Consider the following 17,396-nt stretch of genomic DNA (forward strand, 5'->3'; position numbering starts at 1 on the left):
GTGAATTCATTTTTTGCACCTCATCAGTTATTTAATTTATAACCTCTGAACGTGTCTAAAACTATTAAACCACTTCACCGTCCCCGAAAAGCCGGAAGGAATAAGCTGAGGGTACCGCGCAGCGGCGATTTTCTTTGCCGGGAGACGGGATTGTTAAGGGGGCGCGATAGCCCCCTTAACACGTTCACCGCAGCGGATTATGCAGGTAGCAGGAAAGTCTGAGTGAACGGAACGATGCCACTAAAATAACAGAGTGGCTTAATACCGCTTAACTGACAAGCGGCCTTCCCTTGCATCACAGCACGATACGAATCACGTCGTCAGGCTGGGTTGCTTCCTGCTGACGGGTGGACTTCTGTTTCACCGTCACATACAGCGTTTTGCCATCCGCAGACAGCGCCAGGCTGTTCGGGTAGACAGGTGTATCAAAGGTTTTGGTTACCTTGTAGGTTTTTGCATCAATTACGCTCACCTTTCCCGCTTCACGGTGCGTGACGTACGCTTCATTCCGTGTCGGGTTAAACAGCACAGCCAGAGATTCAGGCGCGGCGATTTTTTCGATCACACTACCATCTTTCAGGCTTACCACCAGCACTTCCGGCTGTTTTGAATCTGTCAGGAAGGCGCGCTGACCGGCGGTGTCCAGGCTCAGGTTCAGATAAAAGTGTTCTTTCCCGTCATCCTGTACTTTTTTACGGCTGAGGATTTTGTTTGTTGCCGTATCAATCGTCACCAGCTCACCATCAGCACTGGTGGTGTACAGGCGTTTTGCCTGCGCATCCAGCGCCAGACCGGTACTGAACGTGCCAGTATTGGCGATCGTGTCTTTTAACTTCAGCGTCGCGCCATCAACCACCCAGACAACACTCTCTTTCCCGATACCGGTGATGTAAACGGTATTGGTGGCGTCATCGGCTACCAGCTGGCGAGGCTGCAGCGGTTTGACCGTTTCGCTACGTTTGCGGTCATCCAGCACCAGACGCCCTTTGACATCCCCCGTTTTGGCGTCAATGGCCGTCACTGCGCTGTTGGTGGTGTTACCAAACCACAGCGTCTGAGTGGCGTTATCAATAGTGGCACCAAACGGCTTAAGATCGTTATGAATGGCCTGCGTCACCTCCAGCGTGACCGGATCAAGGCGATAAACAATGCCGCCCTTATCGGTTTTTCGGCTTTGTGACGTCGCAACCCACAGCGCGTTCTCCTGCTGGCTCACGGCCATTTCATAAGCGCCTTTCCCCACTGCTTTACGCAGCATTTCTTCAGCGGCATGAACCTGGAACGTTCCGGCAAACAGTAAAACACTTGACAACAGAGAACCACACAGGCGCGGCGAGCACAGATGACGTAAAGACATAACAATTCCTTTTTAAAAGAGGGGGTGTACCGCTGACATCGCTTCCGGCGGGCAACGTCATGGCGTCGCCTCGTTGTTAATGAGAATAGTAATCATTAATTAACTAAATGTGGAGTTTTTCTTTCCTTTCGCCCTCTTCCTTAACGCAATGTGCGCTTAATATTTTCAAAACATTTACAAAAGATTTAACATGCATACATATGTTTCGTTTGGTTCGTCTTAATCTACAACCGGTTTTATTCATGAAAATCTTTTCTGCCCGTAAGGCAACGCTCCCGCTACTGTTAGTTCCGCTCATTTCATCCCCCCTCACGACGATGGGTGCAGAAGAATCCCCCATGATCGTTAGCGCCACACCGCAAACCGTCTCGGAGCTGGATACGCCAGCAGCCGTCAGCGTCGTGAGTGGTGACGATATGCGTCAGGCCACTCCGCGTATTAACCTGTCTGAATCGCTCGGCAGCGTCCCTGGCCTGCAGATCCAGAACCGTCAGAACTATGCCCAGGATCTCCAGCTCTCCATGCGCGGATTTGGTGCCCGCTCCACCTTCGGCGTGCGCGGTATTAGAATGTATGTGGACGGTATTCCGGCGACCATGCCAGACGGACAAGGGCAGACCTCCAACATTGATCTCTCCAGTGTGGATAGCGTTGAAGTGCTGCGCGGCCCCTTCTCCGCCCTTTACGGCAACGCCTCTGGTGGCGTGATCAACATCAACACGCAAACCGGGCAACAACCGCCAACCATTGAAGCCAGCAGTTATTACGGCAGTTACGGAACATGGCGTTACGGCATGAAAGCCACCGGAGCAATGGGCGACGGGACGCACGCGGGCGATGTGGATTACACCGTATCGACTACCCGCTTCACCACCAAAGGTTACCGCGATCACAGCGGTGCGCGTAAAAATCTCGCCAACGCTAAGCTTGGCGTCCGTATTGATGATGTCAGCAAGCTGACGTTGATTGTTAACAGCGTGGACATGAAAGCCAACGATCCGGGTGGACTGGATTATCAGGAGTGGCGGGATAATCCGCGCCAGTCTCCTCGCGGCGATCAGTTCAATACCCGCAAGACCATCAAGCAGACGCAGGCCGGGCTGCGTTACGACCGTCAGCTCAGTACGCAGGACGATCTCAGCGTGATGACGTACGCCGGTGAGCGCGAAATGACGCAGTACCAGTCGATCATGGCTAAGTATCAGAAACCCGCCACCCACTCCGGCGGCGTGATTGATATGCAGCGTCATTATCAGGGCATTGATACCCGCTGGACACACCGTGGTGAACTGCTGGTTCCGGTGACCTTTACCTCCGGGCTGAACTACGAAAATATGAGCGAAGATCGTCGCGGGTATGAAAACTTCGTGATGGACAACGGCGTACCGGATTATGGCGTGAAGGGTAATAAACGCCGCGATGAACGCAATCTGATGTGGAACGTTGATCCCTACCTGCAAACCCGCTGGCAGTTAACGCAAAAATTGTCCGTTGATGCAGGTGTCCGCTACAGCTCAGTCTGGTTTGACTCCAACGATCATTACATTACGCCAGGCAACGGTGATGACAGCGGCGACGCGAACTACCATAAATGGCTCCCGGCAGGTTCGGTGAAATATGCCGTGACCGACAGCTGGAATTTGTATGCCGCAGCGGGACGCGGGTTTGAAACCCCAACCATCAACGAACTTTCCTACCGTTCCGATGACCAGGGCGGGCTGAACTTTGGCCTGAAGCCGTCCACCAATAATACGTATGAAGTGGGTAGCAAAACTCGCCTCGGTAACGGCTTGCTGACGGCGGCGCTGTTCCGCACCGATACCGATGACGAAATTGTGGTGGATACCAGCTCCGGTGGCCGCACCAGCTATAAAAATGCCGGTAAAACCCGTCGTCAGGGCGTGGAAGTGTCCCTTGATCAGCAGTTTGCCGAAAACTGGAAGCTGAAGATGGCGTGGACTTACCTGGATGCCACCTACCGTACCAACGTCTGCAGCGATGCAGACTGCAACGGTAACCGGATGCCAGGCATTGCCCGTAACATGGGTTACGCTTCGTTTGGCTGGCAGCCAGAAGAAGGCTGGTACGCGGGAAGTGATGTGCGCTATATGAGCGATATCATGGCCGACGACGAGAACACAGCGAAGGCTCCGTCCTATACGGTGGTCGGGCTGAATACCGGGTATAAATTCAACTACGGCAGCTGGGGCATGGATGTCTTTGGGCGCGTCGATAACCTGTTCGACAAAGAGTATGTTGGCTCGGTGATTGTGAACGAATCCAACGGGCGCTATTACGAGCCAGCACCCGGTCGCAACTACGGCGTGGGCCTGTCAGTTTCTTATCGCTTCGAGTAAGTAAAAACACCCGGTAGCGGATTGCTGCCGGGTGTTTTTATATTTCGCCATCGCTGGTTAATAATTATCATTCTGAAATATAAAAAATGGCTTATTTCTGGTGTGGGTATTTTAATGAAAAGATATAACCTGGATTAAATCATTCCCTAACCAAAATATTGCCGTTGTATAAGAGAATGCCCTTCGTCAATCAGATTATTTATTGCCGTCTGGCTGGCATCAGCATCTCTGCGTTCGAGGGCTGAAAGTAAATCAGCATAATGATAAGGAGAATCAATTATGTTACTTTGCTCCCGGTGTAAAAAGTTAATACATGGGCCAATGCGCACCCATAATTGCTCAATTAATGTACTAAGCGTGGGCATTTCTGCATACTGATAGAGCGTAAAACGAAAAACGTGGTTAGCGTGCAGCATTTTCTGAATATTTCCCATTTGCATCGCTTCATGGAACACATCCGACAGTTCACGCAGCGTTCTCAGCTTACTGTCTGACATATGCCGACAGGCTGCAGCAACCGCCATCGGTTCAAGCTGTTTTCTGATGGCGTTAATTTCGTTATAGCGATCCAGCGTCACTTCAGGCACCAGAAACGCCTGCGCCGGTGTGGCATGCAGCGCTCCTGCTGAAACCAGGCGCAAAAGCGCCTCACGGACAGGTGTGATGCTGGTGCCTAATTTATTGGCAATTTCTTTGGTAATCAGTCGCGCGCCAGGCTTTAGTGAACCCGTAATTAACGCCCCTTTCAAACTGATCTCAACTTGCATGGTCAGACTAATTCGCTGAGCTTTTTCTAAATTTTCTAAGTTATGCATGTTCAATTCCCGTAGCCAAAACAAAATGCTATTTTCAGCGTCAGCTTAAAAAATGACGCCGGTTCGATATATCCTGTATCGTTATGCCTGCCTGGTGCTGGGAAGTGCATATAAAAAACCAAATACTGGAAACCATCATTTTTGTCGCTTCTGGCTCATCTATGCTGATGGCGTAAAAAGCGATGCTGGTTTAATTAAAGACAATACATCGTATCTTCACAAATTATTATGGCGGGAAATTCCACCCTCCTCTTATTATTGGTTATCCGGTAGCCATAATCCGGACCTGCGATCACGAGCCAGACTGGTTAAGTCGCACAACCAGATAAACGCAGGACTCGTTTGTTTCGTTGATAAACCGGCAGTCATTTGGCGGCCCTAGCTCCAGGCAATCACCCGCTTTCATTTCGTGGCGGGTATCGCCCTCCAGAAACACCAGCTCACCGGACTGGAGCCAGATAAGCTGGCGTGCCAGTGCATAGGAAGAGGCTGGCATCGGGACATCGCTACCCGCGGGCAGCTCAACCTGGACAAGATCAATAGGCAGGTCAGTACGCGGTGAAACGTGGCGGCGCAGATAGTGCGTTTGCGGGTCACGCCAGACGGGCTGATTTGCCAGGCGCAGCAACTTCCCTTCCTGCATCTCGGCTCTCGCGATCAGGGTGGACATGCTGATGCCAAAAGCACCCGATAGCCGGGCAAGCAAGGTCGCCGTCGGGCTACTGTCCCCACGTTCAATTTTATGGATCATCGCGCGAGACACGCTTGCCCGCTCAGCAAGCTCGCTCAGCGACCATCCGCGCGATTCACGTTCAATGCGAATTCGGGCGCTAATCCGTTGATTCATCGTATCTGTCATCATGTTCATGACGTCATACTATAGTGTATGAACGGTATTTCAATGGCGTCCCATCACAAAAAAATATGACTTAAGCCATAGCACGCTGGCGACACTATTGTGTAATATCGTAGCCACATCGTAATACTATAGTGAACAACACATTCTGAGGTTCAACCATGATCGTTCGTCATGCCAGCAAAGAAGATTGCGCCGCGATTGGTGAAATCTACAACCACGCGGTGTTGCATACTGCCGCTATCTGGAACGATAAAACCGTCGATACCGATAACCGTATCGCATGGTTCGAGGCGCGGACTTTCGCAGGATATCCGGTACTGGTGAGTGAAGAGGATGGCACAATTACCGGGTATGCCTCCTTCGGTGACTGGCGAGCCTTTGACGGCTTTCGTCATACGGTAGAGCACTCAGTCTACGTCCACCCTGGCCATCAGGGGAAAGGGATTGGCCGGACGTTAATGAAAGCGTTGATTATCGAAGCCCGCAAGATCGGCAAACACGTTATGGTGGCCGGCATTGAAGCGCAAAACCATGCCTCGATCCATCTCCATGAGACGCTCGGTTTTGTGACAACAGGCCAAATGCCGCAGGTGGGCACCAAGTTTGGTCGCTGGCTGGATTTAACCTTCATGCAGCTGCAGCTTGATGAGCGCAGCGATCCGGATGCTATTTAATGAATCAATCACTGACGCTGGCTTTTCTGGTGGCGGCGGGTATTGGCCTGGTGGTGCAAAACACCCTGATGGTGCGCATCACACAGTCCTCCTCCACCATCCTTATCGCGATGCTGTTGAATTCACTGGTGGGTATTGTGCTGTTTGTCAGCATTTTGCTGCTCAGACAAGGTATCGCCGGCTTCAGCGAGCTGGCCTCGGCGGTACGCTGGTGGACGCTGATCCCTGGGCTGCTAGGGTCGTTTTTCGTTTTTGCCAGCATCAGCGGCTATCAGAACGTTGGTGCAGCGACAACCATCGCCGTGCTGGTGGCAAGCCAGCTGATTGGCGGCCTGGTGATGGATGTGCTAAAAAGCAATGGCATTCCGCTGCGCGCACTGGTCGGCCCTGTTTGTGGCGCAGTGATGCTGGTCATCGGGGCATGGCTGGTGGCACGACGCCAGTTTTGACCGTTACAGGATGGTACCACCTTTGGTCAGATTCTCGTGGCGTGCTTCCATCTCTTCTTTATGCTGCTTACCGTGATGCGCAATCGTGGTACGCAGACGCTGTTGCTGGGTATAGCGATCTTCGCGGCTCAGCTCAGCATCCTCGCTTAATACAATAAGCAATTCATTCATGTGGGTAATCACACACTCTTCGATAGCCGCATCCACACGGGCGATGACTTCATTTAAATGTGACATTGTCACTCCTTGTAATTGCCCGGCGGCACTGCGCTTACCGGGCATTTGATGCACTTAGTTTAATTTCGCTTTCGAGAAATCACTGCCCATCAGACTCACGCTGTACCCCGTGATGTTGCTGCGGGTGGCATAGAACGTTTTCCCGTTTGCCAGCGCAATCCACGGCGCTTGCTGGTAGAAAATTTCCTGCGCCTGGCTGTAGAGCTTCGCACGTTCACCCGGGTTACTGGTCAGTTTGGCTTTCTGCACCAGGGAATCATAACCTTTATCGCACCAGCGTGCGGCATTTGATCCGGTTTTGATGCTGTTACAACCCAGCAGCACGTCAGCAAAGTTATCCGGGTCACCGTTGTCAGACATCCAGCCAAACAGGGCGGAGTCATGTTCACCTTTACGCATACCGGAAAGGTACTCGCCCCATTCGTAAGAGACAATTTTGGCCTTCACGCCCACTTTTGCCCAGTCGGCCTGGATCATCTCCGCAATACGGCGTGAATTCGGGTTATACGGGCGCTGCACCGGCATTGACCACAATGTCACTTCCGCGCCCTTCTCCAGCCCGGCCTGTTTCAATAATACCTTTGCTTTTTCAGGATCGTAGCTGTAATCCTTCAGTTCTTTATTAAAGCCCAACATATTCGGTGGGATCGGCGATTTTGCTACCGTACCGGAGCCCATAAAGACCGCGTTTACGATGGCCTTTTTGTCCGTTGCGTAGTTAAGTGCCTGGCGAACCAGCACGTTATCAAACGGTTTTTTCTCGGTATTAAACGCCAGGTAACCCACGTTCAGTGCATCCACAGAATGCAGCGTCAGGTTTTTATTGCTCTTAATCACATCAAACTGCACTGGCGACGGCGCAGGAATGATCTGACATTCATTAGTTTGCAGTTTCGCCAGACGCGTTTCCACATTTGGCGTGATGGAGAAGATCAGGTGTTTAGTCGGTACCGCACCATCCCAGTAGTTCGGGTTAGCAACGTAGCGGATAAGCGAATCCACTTTGTACTGTTGCAGGACATAAGGCCCGGTGCCAATTGGCCAGGTGTCGACGTTCTCAGGCGTCCCTTTTTTCAGCATCGCGTCGGCATATTCGGCTGACAGAATAGAGGCAAAATCCATCCCCCAGTCGGCCAGGAAAGCGGCGTTCGGTTCGCTCAGGGTGAACTGGACGTGATAATCATCGACCTTTTTGACATCCTGAATCAGTTTATCCAGGCCTACATCGTTAAAGTACTCGTAGTTGCCCTGTGAAACATTGTGATACGGGTGCTTAGGGTCTTTCTGACGCATGACGGAGAAAATAACGTCATCGGCATTAAAATCGCGGGTTGGTTTGAAGTATTTGTTGCTGTTGAATTTGACCCCTTTACGCAGCGTAAAGGTATAGGTCTTACCATCAGGTGAAATAGTCCATGACTCCGCCAGGGACGGAACCGGGGTATTTTTCACCGGGTCGAAATTGATCAGGCGGTTATACAGCACCTGAGAGCTGGCCACGAACGAAGGGCCAGAACTGGCGATCTGCGGGTTAAACGACTCCGGTGAAGCTTCAGAGCAGTAAATAATGGTGTCATTGTTCGCCGCCCATGCGGCACCTGCCGGTAAAAGAGTGCTCAGCGCAAGGGCGAGCAGCGTTTTCCCTGTAGACATGATTATAACCCTTTCAGTTTTATTATATCGGACAGTAATAACAGCATAGCCGTTATGGCCTGACAAATAACAAAACACTATCAGTGTTATTCTAAAATCTCGTTTTTCGCTGTTTTTGCAGTCAGCACATGAACATCGATTTGCCTTAAGTGTCATTATCCGTCAAGCACAACCGTCACGATCAATGCCACAAGAAATCGGCGCTTTTGGCGTCTCCTCCTCCGTTTGCTTGCCCCCCGATTTCGTTAAAGTAACGGTGTGAAGAAGTAAATGGGAACAAATCGTGGCAAAAACTCTTTTACGCAGCGGTAATCTGGATGATTTTCAGGCCGTTGGCGGCGGCGGACAGGCCGTTTTTGAATCAGCGTTGCAAATTCGTGAAGCGCTCCGGTTGCGCAAACAACAGGCCATTGTTGATTGTCTGGCCATTCCACAGGTAAACGATGGTGGCGATCGTGTTGACTGGTATTCACCTGTTGATGGCACCGTAAGCAGCTGGAAAGCCGCCGACGAGGACGCCCGTTTTCGCGCCCTGCGCTATCTGGAAAATACCCTTGCCAGCGTCGAATCGCTGAGTAAAAAATGCCTCCAGTCGCCTAAAACGGCACAGCAACTTTTCGGTTCCCTGCTGTCAAAAACCTTCCAGTTCCCGAACGAAAACTTCCTGTACCTGGTTGAGGGGAAGCCGGTCATTTGCTTCTGGGGTTTTGTTAATCTGAACGAAAATGCGCGCGACGATGTGCTCGCATGCCTGCGTGAATCGCTGATCCCTGAGCCTGCTCCCGTTGTCATTGAAGACCCTGAGCCAGAACCAGAACCGGCTCCGATCATCACCTTTGAACAGGCCGATGAGCCACTTGTCTCACCGACAACCGTTGTACGCATCACGCCGGAAGATCTGTATGAACCAGAGCCTGTCCCGGTCGTTGTGCCACCGGTTGAAGAACCAGTCCCCGCTTCTGTGGTCGTAGCCCAAAAACGCCGTGTCCCCCTTTGGTCACTGCCGGTTGCTGCCGTGATTGTTGCTGCAATTGCTGCACCGCTGCTGTGGCCAAAACAGGTTCCATCTGCAGAACCCACACCTGCACCGGCCCTTGTTCCTGTTGAGATTGCACCAAAACCGATTAAAGCGGTGGAGCCGCTGGCAATGAAATTACCCCTTCATCAGGCTGAAGTGCTGGCGAGTAAAGTGAAAGAACCTGCACCCACACCAGAGCCTGCACCGGTGGTGATTACCGCTATCCCTAAAGATGCGCTGGTAATGGAGTCAAACCAGGTTAAAGCGGGGTCGACGCGCTTCCTGAATGGAACCTGGCGCGCGATCCTGGATGTGAAAGATCCGGTGACCGGCAAACCGCCGTCACTGCGCTACCAGATCCAGAACAATAAGGGCCTCGCCCGTGTCGTGCATGGCGATAATGTTGTCTGCCGTGTGGAGGTGTTCTCCGGGCTGCACAGCAATGGTGAGCTGATGATTAAAAGCCGCGGCACTGCACGCTGCACAGACGGTTCTCGCTACCCGATGCCGGAAATCGCCTGCAAAGCAGGTACCAGCGATGTCGCCACATGTAATGCCCGTTATGATGCAAAAACCGTCGTTCCACTGACGTTCAAGAAAGCAGGTGCCTGACCCTATGCTGGTAAATCTTTGCGACTATAAACAGAGCGTCACGCTTATTGCCAACAGCGGCGTGCAATTCCTCGATTTCGGCCTGACGCCGCAGGACACCGCCAGCAACGGGCGTTTCGTACGTAAAACCGCCAATGGCCCACTCCTGCGTCTCGATTTCGACCTGGTCAACGGTCGTTATACGCTCCCGGTGACAGGCGGCGGTCAGCCTGAAGTGGTGAAACCCGAGACGACCATTGCACTGCATCAGTCGCTCACGGTGCTGGATGGCATCTGGCTCCCTGTGCCATTCCTGCGTTTCAACCCGCCGCGCACCTTTGTTGACGGCCCGGATAACTGGGCACGCGTTCAGGTGCGTAAGCTGGATGCACCCGACGCGGCAGGCAATACGCACCGCGTCACCCTCGCACTCGATAGCCAGATTGCGGCTCATGCCACCTCTGCATTGTCCCCGGTCGAAAACGATATTCTGAACGGTACCCGCTTCGCACTGGCCTGGCGAGACGACGAAGTGGAAAGTTTCCTCGATCAGACCTGGATTGATGGCTGGTTGCGCGAGGCGTTTACCCAGTTTGCAGCAGGCGTTGAAAACCGCGCCGAACGTGACCTGCACCAGGCGCTGCGCAGTTTTGAGTATCAGGCACACTGGCTCAACCTGCTGACCATGCTGGGTGAACAGCTCACCGTACCGGAAGTGAAATTCGTCACCCACACGCTCAGTACGCCAGCTATTCCGGTTGACCTGATCCTCGACGTGGGGAACACCCATACCTGCGGCGTGATCATTGAAGATCACGGCGATGCCAACGATGGCCTGCGCCAGACCGCCGAGCTGCAGGTGCGCTCGTTAAGTGAGCCGCAATTCCTGAATGAACCGCTGTTCACCAGCCGTCTGGAATTTTCAGAAGCGCGTTTTGGCAAGCAGCATTTCTCAGTGGAAAGTGGCCGTGAAGATGCGTTCGTCTGGCCGTCTATTGTTCGCGTGGGCGACGAAGCGCGCAAACTGGCGATGCAGCGTCTGGGAACTGAAGGCAACAGCGGCATCTCCAGCCCGCGTCGTTACCTGTGGGATGAAACCCCGGTGGTGCAGGACTGGCGCTTTAGCCAGATGAACAGTAAGACCCAGCGAGAACCGCTGGCAACCGCGTTCCCGCTGATGAACCTGATGAACGACGACGGTGAGCCGCTCTTCACGCTGCCGCAGGATGAGCGGCTGCCGGTGTTCTCACCGCAGTACAGCCGTAGCACACTGATGACGCACATGTTGTGTGAACTGCTGGCGCAAGCGCTGGGGCAGATCAACAGCGTGGCTACGCGCTTACGGCTGGGTTTCCCGGCATCTCCGCGCCAGATACGTACGCTGATCCTCACCCTGCCATCGGCCATGCCGAAACAGGAGCGCGAGATCTTCCGTCGCCGCATGTTTGAAGCGATTGCCATCGTCTGGAAAGCGATGGGCTGGCACCCGCAGGATGAAGATTTTGCCAGCCGCAAACAGCAGGAAAAAAGCGTGGTGCCGGTGCCTGAAATTCAAATGGAGTGGGATGAAGCCAGCTGCGGTCAACTGGTCTGGCTGTACAACGAAGCCATCTCCCATTTCGGCGGCCAGACGGAAGCATTCTTCGCCTCCCTCGCCCGCCCGGATCGTGAATCTGAACCGGGTGCTCAGCCAGGACGTTCACTGCGCGTTGCCTCTATTGATATCGGTGGGGGCACAACGGATATGGCGATTACGCACTATCAGCTTGATGATGGCTCCGGTAATAACGTTAAGATCACCCCACAACTCCTGTTCCGCGAAGGGTTTAAAGTGGCAGGGGACGACACCCTGCTGGATGTGATCCAGCGCTATGTGTTGCCAGCCCTGCAAACTCAACTGCAAAAATCCGGCATGGCGGATGCGTCTCTGTTGATGGCATCGCTGTTCGGTGACTCCGGGCGCATTGATACCCAGGCGGTATTGCGCCAGCAAACGGCGCTTCAGCTCTTTATGCCGATTGGTCATGCCATTCTTGCCGCATGGGAATCGAGCGATATTGACGATCCGCTGGCCGGTTTACATGCCACTATTGGTGACTTGCTCCCGCAGAAACCAACCCGTAACGTCATGAATTACCTGCAGCAGGCGATCGATCATGCCTTGCCTGCCGGTTCAGAAGCCTTTGACCTGTTCGCCGTTCCGCTGCATGTGAATTTCCGTGAAATGCAGGATGCGATGCTGGGCGGCCAGTTCACGCTGGCCGCCCCGCTCCATGCGGTGTGCGAGGCAATTTCCCACTATGGCTGCGATATTTTGCTGATTACCGGTCGTCCTGGCTGCCTGCCTGGCGTCCAGGCGTTAATTCGCCACCTTCAGCCTGTGCCGGTCAACCGCATCGTCTGGCTGGACAAGTATCGGGTACATGAGTGGTATCCCTTCAGTCAGCAAGGACGCATTGGCAACCCGAAATCAACCGCCGCCGTGGGGGCCATGCTGTGCAGCCTGGCGCTCGACCTGCGTCTGCCGCGTTTTAACTTTAAGGCCGCCGACATTGGTGCCTACTCTACCGTGCGTTATCTGGGCGTGTTGGATAACACGGTCAATACGCTGCGTGAGGAGAACGTCTGGTATCAGGACATCGACCTTGATAAGCCAGGCGCTAAGCTGGACGCCCGTCTGCATTTCCCGCTGCGCGGTAATGTAACGCTCGGCTTCCGCCAACTGGCGAATGCACGCTGGCCAGCGACGCCGCTGTATACCCTGAGCATCAACTCGGCTGAACTGGCAAAAGCGATTGCAGGCGACGGCGTGCTGAACGTACGACTGAAACTGTGCGGGGGCAGCAAACATGAAGGGCCGGAATCCTTTGAGCTGAGCGAGGCCTGGCTGCAGGACGGCACGCCGGTTCCGCCGGACGCATTGACCTTTAAACTGAATACTCTGGCCGATCGCCGTCATAGCGGCAGCCACTACTGGATCGACAGCGGGAGCGTATACCTGAAATGACTGCGACGACGACCACCACTCAGGCCTTAATTGGGTGGATTAACGAGACGCGCCTGAACGCCCCGATGCTGGATAACGACGCCGATGCACTGCTTGCCCGCGTTAACTCGGCGCAGGCGCGGGAACAGGCCATTGCGCGTGCCCTTACCCGACAGAGCAGCATTGGGCTGTATGGTCATTCCCAGGGAGCAAAAGCACACCTGCTTTTATCCCTGTGTGGCAGTGGTAATGGCCGACTGAACGTTACGCCCGGCCAACGCACGTTCGACTATTTTTCGCATATCAACCCGGGGCATGCCCTGACCAACATGGCACTCCGGTTCACCAGAGAAAATGTGGAGACCGTTGATGAGGCGTTTCCGCTACGCCTGAGCCTGGTGACGGAAGCCGAACTGGTGCAGCTGTTTATTGCCCGCACGACGTTGCACCCGCAGATCCGCGCGGTGGATAAAGCGGTTATTGAGACGCGCCTTGAGAAGTGGCGCGGACTCCGCCAGCCCCAGGGGGTACCGGGGATCACCGCTCAGGAAGTGGGTGCCATTGCCCGCTTCTGGCAGAGCACGGTCCCGGGGGCAAAACAGCAAATCGATGATGCACTGTGGCATCAGTTTGCGCTCCTTGTCCCTTCACTTGATCTCAGCACGCGTGCCAGCGTCTGGTCTCTGCTGTGGGGTGAGCAGCAGGAATTAACCCAACAGTGGTTAAAGCTAGCGCATGTTCTGCACCAGACCAGCCACGCCAGAGAGCTTGCCGCACCGCTCAGCCTGTTGGTGGATAACTTTGGCCTGCCGGGCGAAGGGTTTCTCACCCACGGTGCATTTGCCGTTCCGGAAGCCCAGGAAACGCTGCTCCACCCGCTCAACAACGGTGAGATGCTTAACGCCATTAGCATCCCCGTCGACGTACTGGCGTTTCTGACCCGGGAACTGGTCATGCCCGTGGAAAACAGCACGCTGGATAACGTTGATATTATTGACATTCCTGTTTTTTCAGACCACAGCACCGACCTGTTAAGCCAGGCCAAATACCAGTGGCTGCTGGAGCATTATCGTCAGCAACTGCAGCCGGATGTTCTGGTTATCTGCAATGCCACAGCACAGCACGAACAAACGGCAAAAAACGCGAAGGTTCTGCTGAACTGGGTCAAAGAGACACAACCTGCGGAAGAGTCAGCCCTGCCAGGCCTGGTGTGGGCGATTACGCCTCACGATGCACGCTTTACCACCCGGCAGAATCTTGATGAAGCCGTACAACATCTGCTGGGCAAACCTGGACAGCGCTGGGGAACGCTGCAAGCGCTGGACAGCCACAGCATGCAGCGCGTGATCGAGTGGCTGTCGCAGGCCACGCTGCCCGCGCAACGGCAGAAACGTCTCCTTACGCTGAAAACGATGCTGCAGCAAGAGCTTTCGGCTCTGATGCACAGCTATCTGGCCCCGCTGGTTCAGGAACCCGGCGCGAGACGCGCTCAGGCCGAAAGCATGGTGCGAACGCTGCAAAGCAGTGCCGCCCGCCATGGTGAACTGCTCGAAGGACTCCTGCCGCCACTAAAAGCCTTTGAAACACTTCTGGCCGTCCAGCAACCGCGCGAGGAGCAGGTGAACGGACTGTTTACGGATACCATCGATCTGTTTGCCGATAATTCGCAGGACACTGTCGGTGTGTTCCAGACAAAAGACAAAGCGCGTCTGGCGCATAAAGTGTGGATTAACCATCTGCGCCAGTGGAGCCGTAATGACGCAGCCGCCGCTCGCCTGGGGCTGGAGCCGGCGGTCTTACAGCATATTGCGGATGTTCTGGTGGTAGCCAGTTACCGTCTTAACCTGCCTCAGCAGCTGCAGGGCATTGTCGAAACAGACAAAAGCAGTGCCGCGCAACTGCATGCCGTGATGGGTAATTTCATCGGCTGGCTGGGTTACGACCAGACGCCTGCCGTGCAGCGTCCTGCAAGCCGCATCCGTAAAGGTCAGGCCATTTTTGTGACGCCTGTGGTCAGCAGCGCAACACCACGCCTGACGCGTCTGGGGGAACAACCCGTACACGCGGCCACCGCGTACGTTTATGACTGGCTGGTTGCACTTTATAGCCGGGCGATTGAGAACATTGATTACCAGCACCCGCATGATGTTCAGCCTGCTGCGCGCCAGGCATTGCAGGCGCTATTGCGCTAGTATGTTCCAGCCCGCAGCAATGCGGGCTGTCATGATTTCGCGATACAATCCGCTAACGTCTGTGCCAGTGCGGACGGGTTTTCCCAGGACATCGAATGCCCGGCGGCAGGAATGATTTTCACCTCAACACCTTTCTGCTGAAGGGCATCAACATCGGCATCAGGCAGCGATAACGCCCCGAAAATAAGGGTAACCGGACAGGTTAGCGATAAAAATTGCTCTGCCCATTCAGGTTCGACGCCTGCCACCAGGCTCGACGCGCCACGCCATACGGCACAGGGCGCATTGCTCTGTAAACTCCCCGCCCACGCGGTGGTTTCCGCGCTAAGCAACGCATCATACCCTTGTTCCAGAAACTGCTTTTCTGTTTGTGCCGCAATAGACCGGCTGAACACCCCACCACCGCGATGAAAATTGGGTTCCGAGACCATCAGACCTCTGACGCGAGTCTGCATTAAAACCGCCGTTTCAATTGCAATGCTGCCCCCCATGCTGTGGCCATACAGCCAGAAGGTATCGAGTTTAAGGTGATTCAACAGTTCAGCGACAACCTGTGCCTGTTCGCTGGTTCGATAACCATAATGCGTGGGTTTATCACTATAACCGCTACCAGGGAGGTCGATAAGAATGGCCCTGCGCGCACCAAACCGTGCATCACAGACAATACGGGGATATTCATAAGAAGAGGCGCAGCCCAGGCCGTGAATAAATACGACAGGCTCACCAGAACCGGGTAGGTCTTGCCAGCGCACGGTGCAACCAGCGTATTGCGAGTAAAAACTGTTCATAAGCATTCCTTTTACGATGTACTGTGTTTTTATACAGTTATTGTACCTGGAATGCTATATTCAGTATTTAAAAGTGGAAGCGTGCTTCAGAAAAGTGAGATCAGCAGTGCAACGGGAAAGCTCATCGGCCAGGTCGATCCCACCAGAAAAGCACTCAACAGGCGAATGCGTTTGCGATCTTTAGAAAGGAACCAGGTAATTAGTGCACAGACAGACGCCATGATTGCGTAAAAAACTAACATCTTTTGATACAGCGTCATCCTGCTAACCCAAACTGTTAAAAATAACCGCACGCAATATGCGTCATATGTTGATACAGATCAAGTTTTTTCATTACATAATAACCACTTAAATACCATGGGTAATAACATTTGAGTATTGTGCGTTACAACATGGGAGGAGGTGGTCTTATCATTAAAGATAAGACGCATTATAAATGCACTTTTTGATAAATTCTCGCTCGCAGAACGCAGTCTAATAAAGCCAGACATTCGAGGGAGAAAATATGTTACGCATTCCACAGAGTTGTATTCATACCCGTTCGACCCCTTTCTGGAACAAAGAGACCGCCCCTGCGGGGATCTTTCAACGCCATCTCGATAAAGGTACCCGCCCAGGCGTTTACCCTCGCCTTTCTGTTATGCAAGGCGTGGTGCGCTATTTAGGCTATGCCGATGAATTTACGCCTGAACATGACAGCGAGCTGATTATTGAGGCGGGGCATTTCGGCGTTTTTCCACCGGAGAAATGGCACCACATTGAGGCCATGACCGATGATGCCGTGTTTAACATCGATTTCTTTGTTGAAGCGGAAGTGCTGAAATCTCTTTAAGAGACTAATAAGGAAACTATTATGCTACGTATTCCTGAAAATTTTGTTCATACCCGCGCGACGCCATTCTGGAACAAAGAGACAGTACCCCAGGCTCTCCTCACCCATCACAATACCAAAGCAGGCGTGTATGGCCGTCTGTCCGTAATGCAGGGCGCAGTGCGCTACTTTGGCTTTGCTGATGGCGACGCGACCGAACCGGATATGGCACGGGTGATTGAAGCCGGTTCGTTTGGGATCTCCCCACCGCAAAAATGGCACCGCATTGAACTGTTAACCGACGATACCTTGTTTAATATCGATTTTTTTGCCGATCCCGACATTACGCTCAGCGGTGCAGGCATAGGTAAAGTGGTTAATACACATAAGGAGTAATATCATGGGTAAAGCGACCTACACCGTGACCATCACTAATAATAGCAATGGCGTTTCGGTGGATTATGAAACAGAAGCCCCAATGGAGCTTTTAATTCCGGATATCGCTGCTGATGTAGTGAAAGACCTGATAAATACCGTTCGTGCCTACGATACGGAAAATGAACACGAGGTCTGCGGCTGGTAATCAGCCTGCCCGGCAGGTGTACTGTC

At 53.4% G+C, this 17,396-nt stretch carries 16 protein-coding genes; 9 read left to right on the top strand and 7 right to left on the bottom strand.

Annotated elements, in window-relative coordinates:
• Positions 1-295 precede the first annotated feature (295 nt).
• A complete protein-coding gene (locus ACJ9N4_RS10055; protein WP_182919984.1) occupies positions 296-1,357 on the bottom strand; it encodes a YncE family protein in 1,062 nt (353 codons plus the stop codon).
• Between the two features lie 242 nt (positions 1,358-1,599).
• Between ACJ9N4_RS10055 and pqqU the strand changes: the two genes are divergently transcribed.
• Complete coding sequence (gene pqqU / locus ACJ9N4_RS10060; protein ID WP_182919983.1) at positions 1,600-3,714, top strand: TonB-dependent receptor PqqU; 2,115 nt, start codon at positions 1,600-1,602, stop codon at positions 3,712-3,714.
• Between the two features lie 146 nt (positions 3,715-3,860).
• Here pqqU and ACJ9N4_RS10065 read toward each other — a convergent pair whose 3' ends face one another.
• Together ACJ9N4_RS10065 and ACJ9N4_RS10070 are read right to left on the bottom strand one after the other, a co-directional pair.
• Positions 3,861-4,529 carry a GntR family transcriptional regulator gene (locus tag ACJ9N4_RS10065; RefSeq protein WP_182271522.1) on the bottom strand — a complete coding sequence of 223 codons (669 nt, stop codon included), beginning with the start codon at positions 4,527-4,529 and terminating at the stop codon, positions 3,861-3,863.
• Positions 4,530-4,821: 292 nt separating this feature from the next.
• Positions 4,822-5,397 (bottom strand): helix-turn-helix domain-containing protein, encoded by a 576-nt coding sequence (locus tag ACJ9N4_RS10070; protein WP_182271523.1) that lies wholly within the window; start codon positions 5,395-5,397, stop codon positions 4,822-4,824.
• A 149-nt stretch (positions 5,398-5,546) separates the two neighbouring features.
• Here ACJ9N4_RS10070 and ACJ9N4_RS10075 point away from each other — a divergent pair, with 149 nt between their 5' ends.
• Positions 5,547-6,062, top strand: a complete 516-nt coding sequence (locus tag ACJ9N4_RS10075) for a GNAT family N-acetyltransferase (RefSeq protein ID WP_182919982.1) — start codon at positions 5,547-5,549, stop codon at positions 6,060-6,062.
• A complete protein-coding gene (locus ACJ9N4_RS10080; protein ID WP_182271525.1) occupies positions 6,062-6,511 on the top strand; it encodes a DMT family transporter in 450 nt (149 codons plus the stop codon). Before ACJ9N4_RS10075 ends, ACJ9N4_RS10080 begins: the two co-directional genes overlap by 1 nt.
• Before the next feature lie 3 nt (positions 6,512-6,514).
• On the opposite strand, the gene ACJ9N4_RS10085 is transcribed toward ACJ9N4_RS10080, so the two are convergent.
• On the bottom strand, positions 6,515-6,748 hold the full coding sequence (locus ACJ9N4_RS10085; RefSeq protein ID WP_182271526.1) for a YdcY family protein: 234 nt from the start codon (positions 6,746-6,748) through the stop codon (positions 6,515-6,517).
• A 54-nt stretch (positions 6,749-6,802) separates the two neighbouring features.
• Positions 6,803-8,401, bottom strand: coding sequence for an ABC transporter substrate-binding protein (locus ACJ9N4_RS10090; protein ID WP_196390040.1), 1,599 nt, complete (start codon positions 8,399-8,401; stop codon positions 6,803-6,805).
• A gap of 283 nt (positions 8,402-8,684) precedes the next feature.
• Between ACJ9N4_RS10090 and ACJ9N4_RS10095 the strand changes: the two genes are divergently transcribed.
• From ACJ9N4_RS10095 to ACJ9N4_RS10105, 3 genes are read left to right on the top strand one after another with little or no spacing between them, the layout of a single operon-like run.
• A complete protein-coding gene (locus ACJ9N4_RS10095) occupies positions 8,685-10,031 on the top strand; it encodes an SrfA family protein (protein WP_411500439.1) in 1,347 nt (448 codons plus the stop codon).
• Between the two features lie 4 nt (positions 10,032-10,035).
• Complete coding sequence (locus ACJ9N4_RS10100) at positions 10,036-13,017, top strand: virulence factor SrfB (RefSeq protein ID WP_411500440.1); 2,982 nt, start codon at positions 10,036-10,038, stop codon at positions 13,015-13,017.
• Positions 13,014-15,188, top strand: coding sequence for a virulence factor SrfC family protein (locus ACJ9N4_RS10105; protein ID WP_182271530.1), 2,175 nt, complete (start codon positions 13,014-13,016; stop codon positions 15,186-15,188). Before ACJ9N4_RS10100 ends, ACJ9N4_RS10105 begins: the two co-directional genes overlap by 4 nt.
• A gap of 29 nt (positions 15,189-15,217) precedes the next feature.
• Here the strand turns inward: ACJ9N4_RS10105 and ACJ9N4_RS10110 are convergent, their stop codons facing one another.
• Positions 15,218-15,976, bottom strand: coding sequence for an alpha/beta fold hydrolase (locus ACJ9N4_RS10110; RefSeq protein WP_411500441.1), 759 nt, complete (start codon positions 15,974-15,976; stop codon positions 15,218-15,220).
• A gap of 86 nt (positions 15,977-16,062) precedes the next feature.
• Positions 16,063-16,236: a GhoT/OrtT family toxin gene (locus ACJ9N4_RS10115; RefSeq protein ID WP_032670341.1), complete on the bottom strand. Its 174-nt coding sequence runs from the start codon at positions 16,234-16,236 to the stop codon at positions 16,063-16,065.
• 245 nt (positions 16,237-16,481) lie between these two features.
• Between ACJ9N4_RS10115 and ACJ9N4_RS10120 the strand changes: the two genes are divergently transcribed.
• Genes ACJ9N4_RS10120 through ACJ9N4_RS10130 form a run of 3 tightly spaced genes read left to right on the top strand, consistent with a single transcriptional unit; the run spans position 16,482 to position 17,370 of the window.
• Positions 16,482-16,808 carry a DUF1971 domain-containing protein gene (locus ACJ9N4_RS10120; RefSeq protein WP_182271532.1) on the top strand — a complete coding sequence of 109 codons (327 nt, stop codon included), beginning with the start codon at positions 16,482-16,484 and terminating at the stop codon, positions 16,806-16,808.
• Positions 16,809-16,829: 21 nt separating this feature from the next.
• Positions 16,830-17,183 (top strand): DUF1971 domain-containing protein, encoded by a 354-nt coding sequence (locus ACJ9N4_RS10125; protein WP_182271533.1) that lies wholly within the window; start codon positions 16,830-16,832, stop codon positions 17,181-17,183.
• A gap of 4 nt (positions 17,184-17,187) precedes the next feature.
• Positions 17,188-17,370, top strand: coding sequence for a DUF1869 domain-containing protein (locus ACJ9N4_RS10130; RefSeq protein ID WP_182271534.1), 183 nt, complete (start codon positions 17,188-17,190; stop codon positions 17,368-17,370).
• The last annotated feature ends 26 nt before the right edge of the window (positions 17,371-17,396 follow it).

The sequence above is a fragment of the Enterobacter sp. LM3 genome (assembly GCF_046622475.1).
Lineage (GTDB): Bacteria > Pseudomonadota > Gammaproteobacteria > Enterobacterales > Enterobacteriaceae > Enterobacter > Enterobacter cloacae_P.

Bases quoted from the DNA above. Each gene is read 5' to 3' on its own strand.
- ACJ9N4_RS10055 (WP_182919984.1), bottom strand. From the start codon at position 1,357: ATGTCTTTACGTCATCTGTGCTCGCCGCGCCTGTGTGGTTCTCTGTTG.
- pqqU (WP_182919983.1), top strand. From the start codon at position 1,600: ATGAAAATCTTTTCTGCCCGTAAGGCAACGCTCCCGCTACTGTTAGTT.
- ACJ9N4_RS10065 (WP_182271522.1), bottom strand. From the start codon at position 4,529: ATGCATAACTTAGAAAATTTAGAAAAAGCTCAGCGAATTAGTCTGACC.
- ACJ9N4_RS10070 (WP_182271523.1), bottom strand. From the start codon at position 5,397: ATGAACATGATGACAGATACGATGAATCAACGGATTAGCGCCCGAATT.
- ACJ9N4_RS10075 (WP_182919982.1), top strand. From the start codon at position 5,547: ATGATCGTTCGTCATGCCAGCAAAGAAGATTGCGCCGCGATTGGTGAA.
- ACJ9N4_RS10080 (WP_182271525.1), top strand. From the start codon at position 6,062: ATGAATCAATCACTGACGCTGGCTTTTCTGGTGGCGGCGGGTATTGGC.
- ACJ9N4_RS10085 (WP_182271526.1), bottom strand. From the start codon at position 6,748: ATGTCACATTTAAATGAAGTCATCGCCCGTGTGGATGCGGCTATCGAA.
- ACJ9N4_RS10090 (WP_196390040.1), bottom strand. From the start codon at position 8,401: ATGTCTACAGGGAAAACGCTGCTCGCCCTTGCGCTGAGCACTCTTTTA.
- ACJ9N4_RS10100 (WP_411500440.1), top strand. From the start codon at position 10,036: ATGCTGGTAAATCTTTGCGACTATAAACAGAGCGTCACGCTTATTGCC.
- ACJ9N4_RS10105 (WP_182271530.1), top strand. From the start codon at position 13,014: ATGACTGCGACGACGACCACCACTCAGGCCTTAATTGGGTGGATTAAC.
- ACJ9N4_RS10110 (WP_411500441.1), bottom strand. From the start codon at position 15,976: ATGAACAGTTTTTACTCGCAATACGCTGGTTGCACCGTGCGCTGGCAA.
- ACJ9N4_RS10115 (WP_032670341.1), bottom strand. From the start codon at position 16,236: ATGACGCTGTATCAAAAGATGTTAGTTTTTTACGCAATCATGGCGTCT.
- ACJ9N4_RS10120 (WP_182271532.1), top strand. From the start codon at position 16,482: ATGTTACGCATTCCACAGAGTTGTATTCATACCCGTTCGACCCCTTTC.
- ACJ9N4_RS10125 (WP_182271533.1), top strand. From the start codon at position 16,830: ATGCTACGTATTCCTGAAAATTTTGTTCATACCCGCGCGACGCCATTC.
- ACJ9N4_RS10130 (WP_182271534.1), top strand. From the start codon at position 17,188: ATGGGTAAAGCGACCTACACCGTGACCATCACTAATAATAGCAATGGC.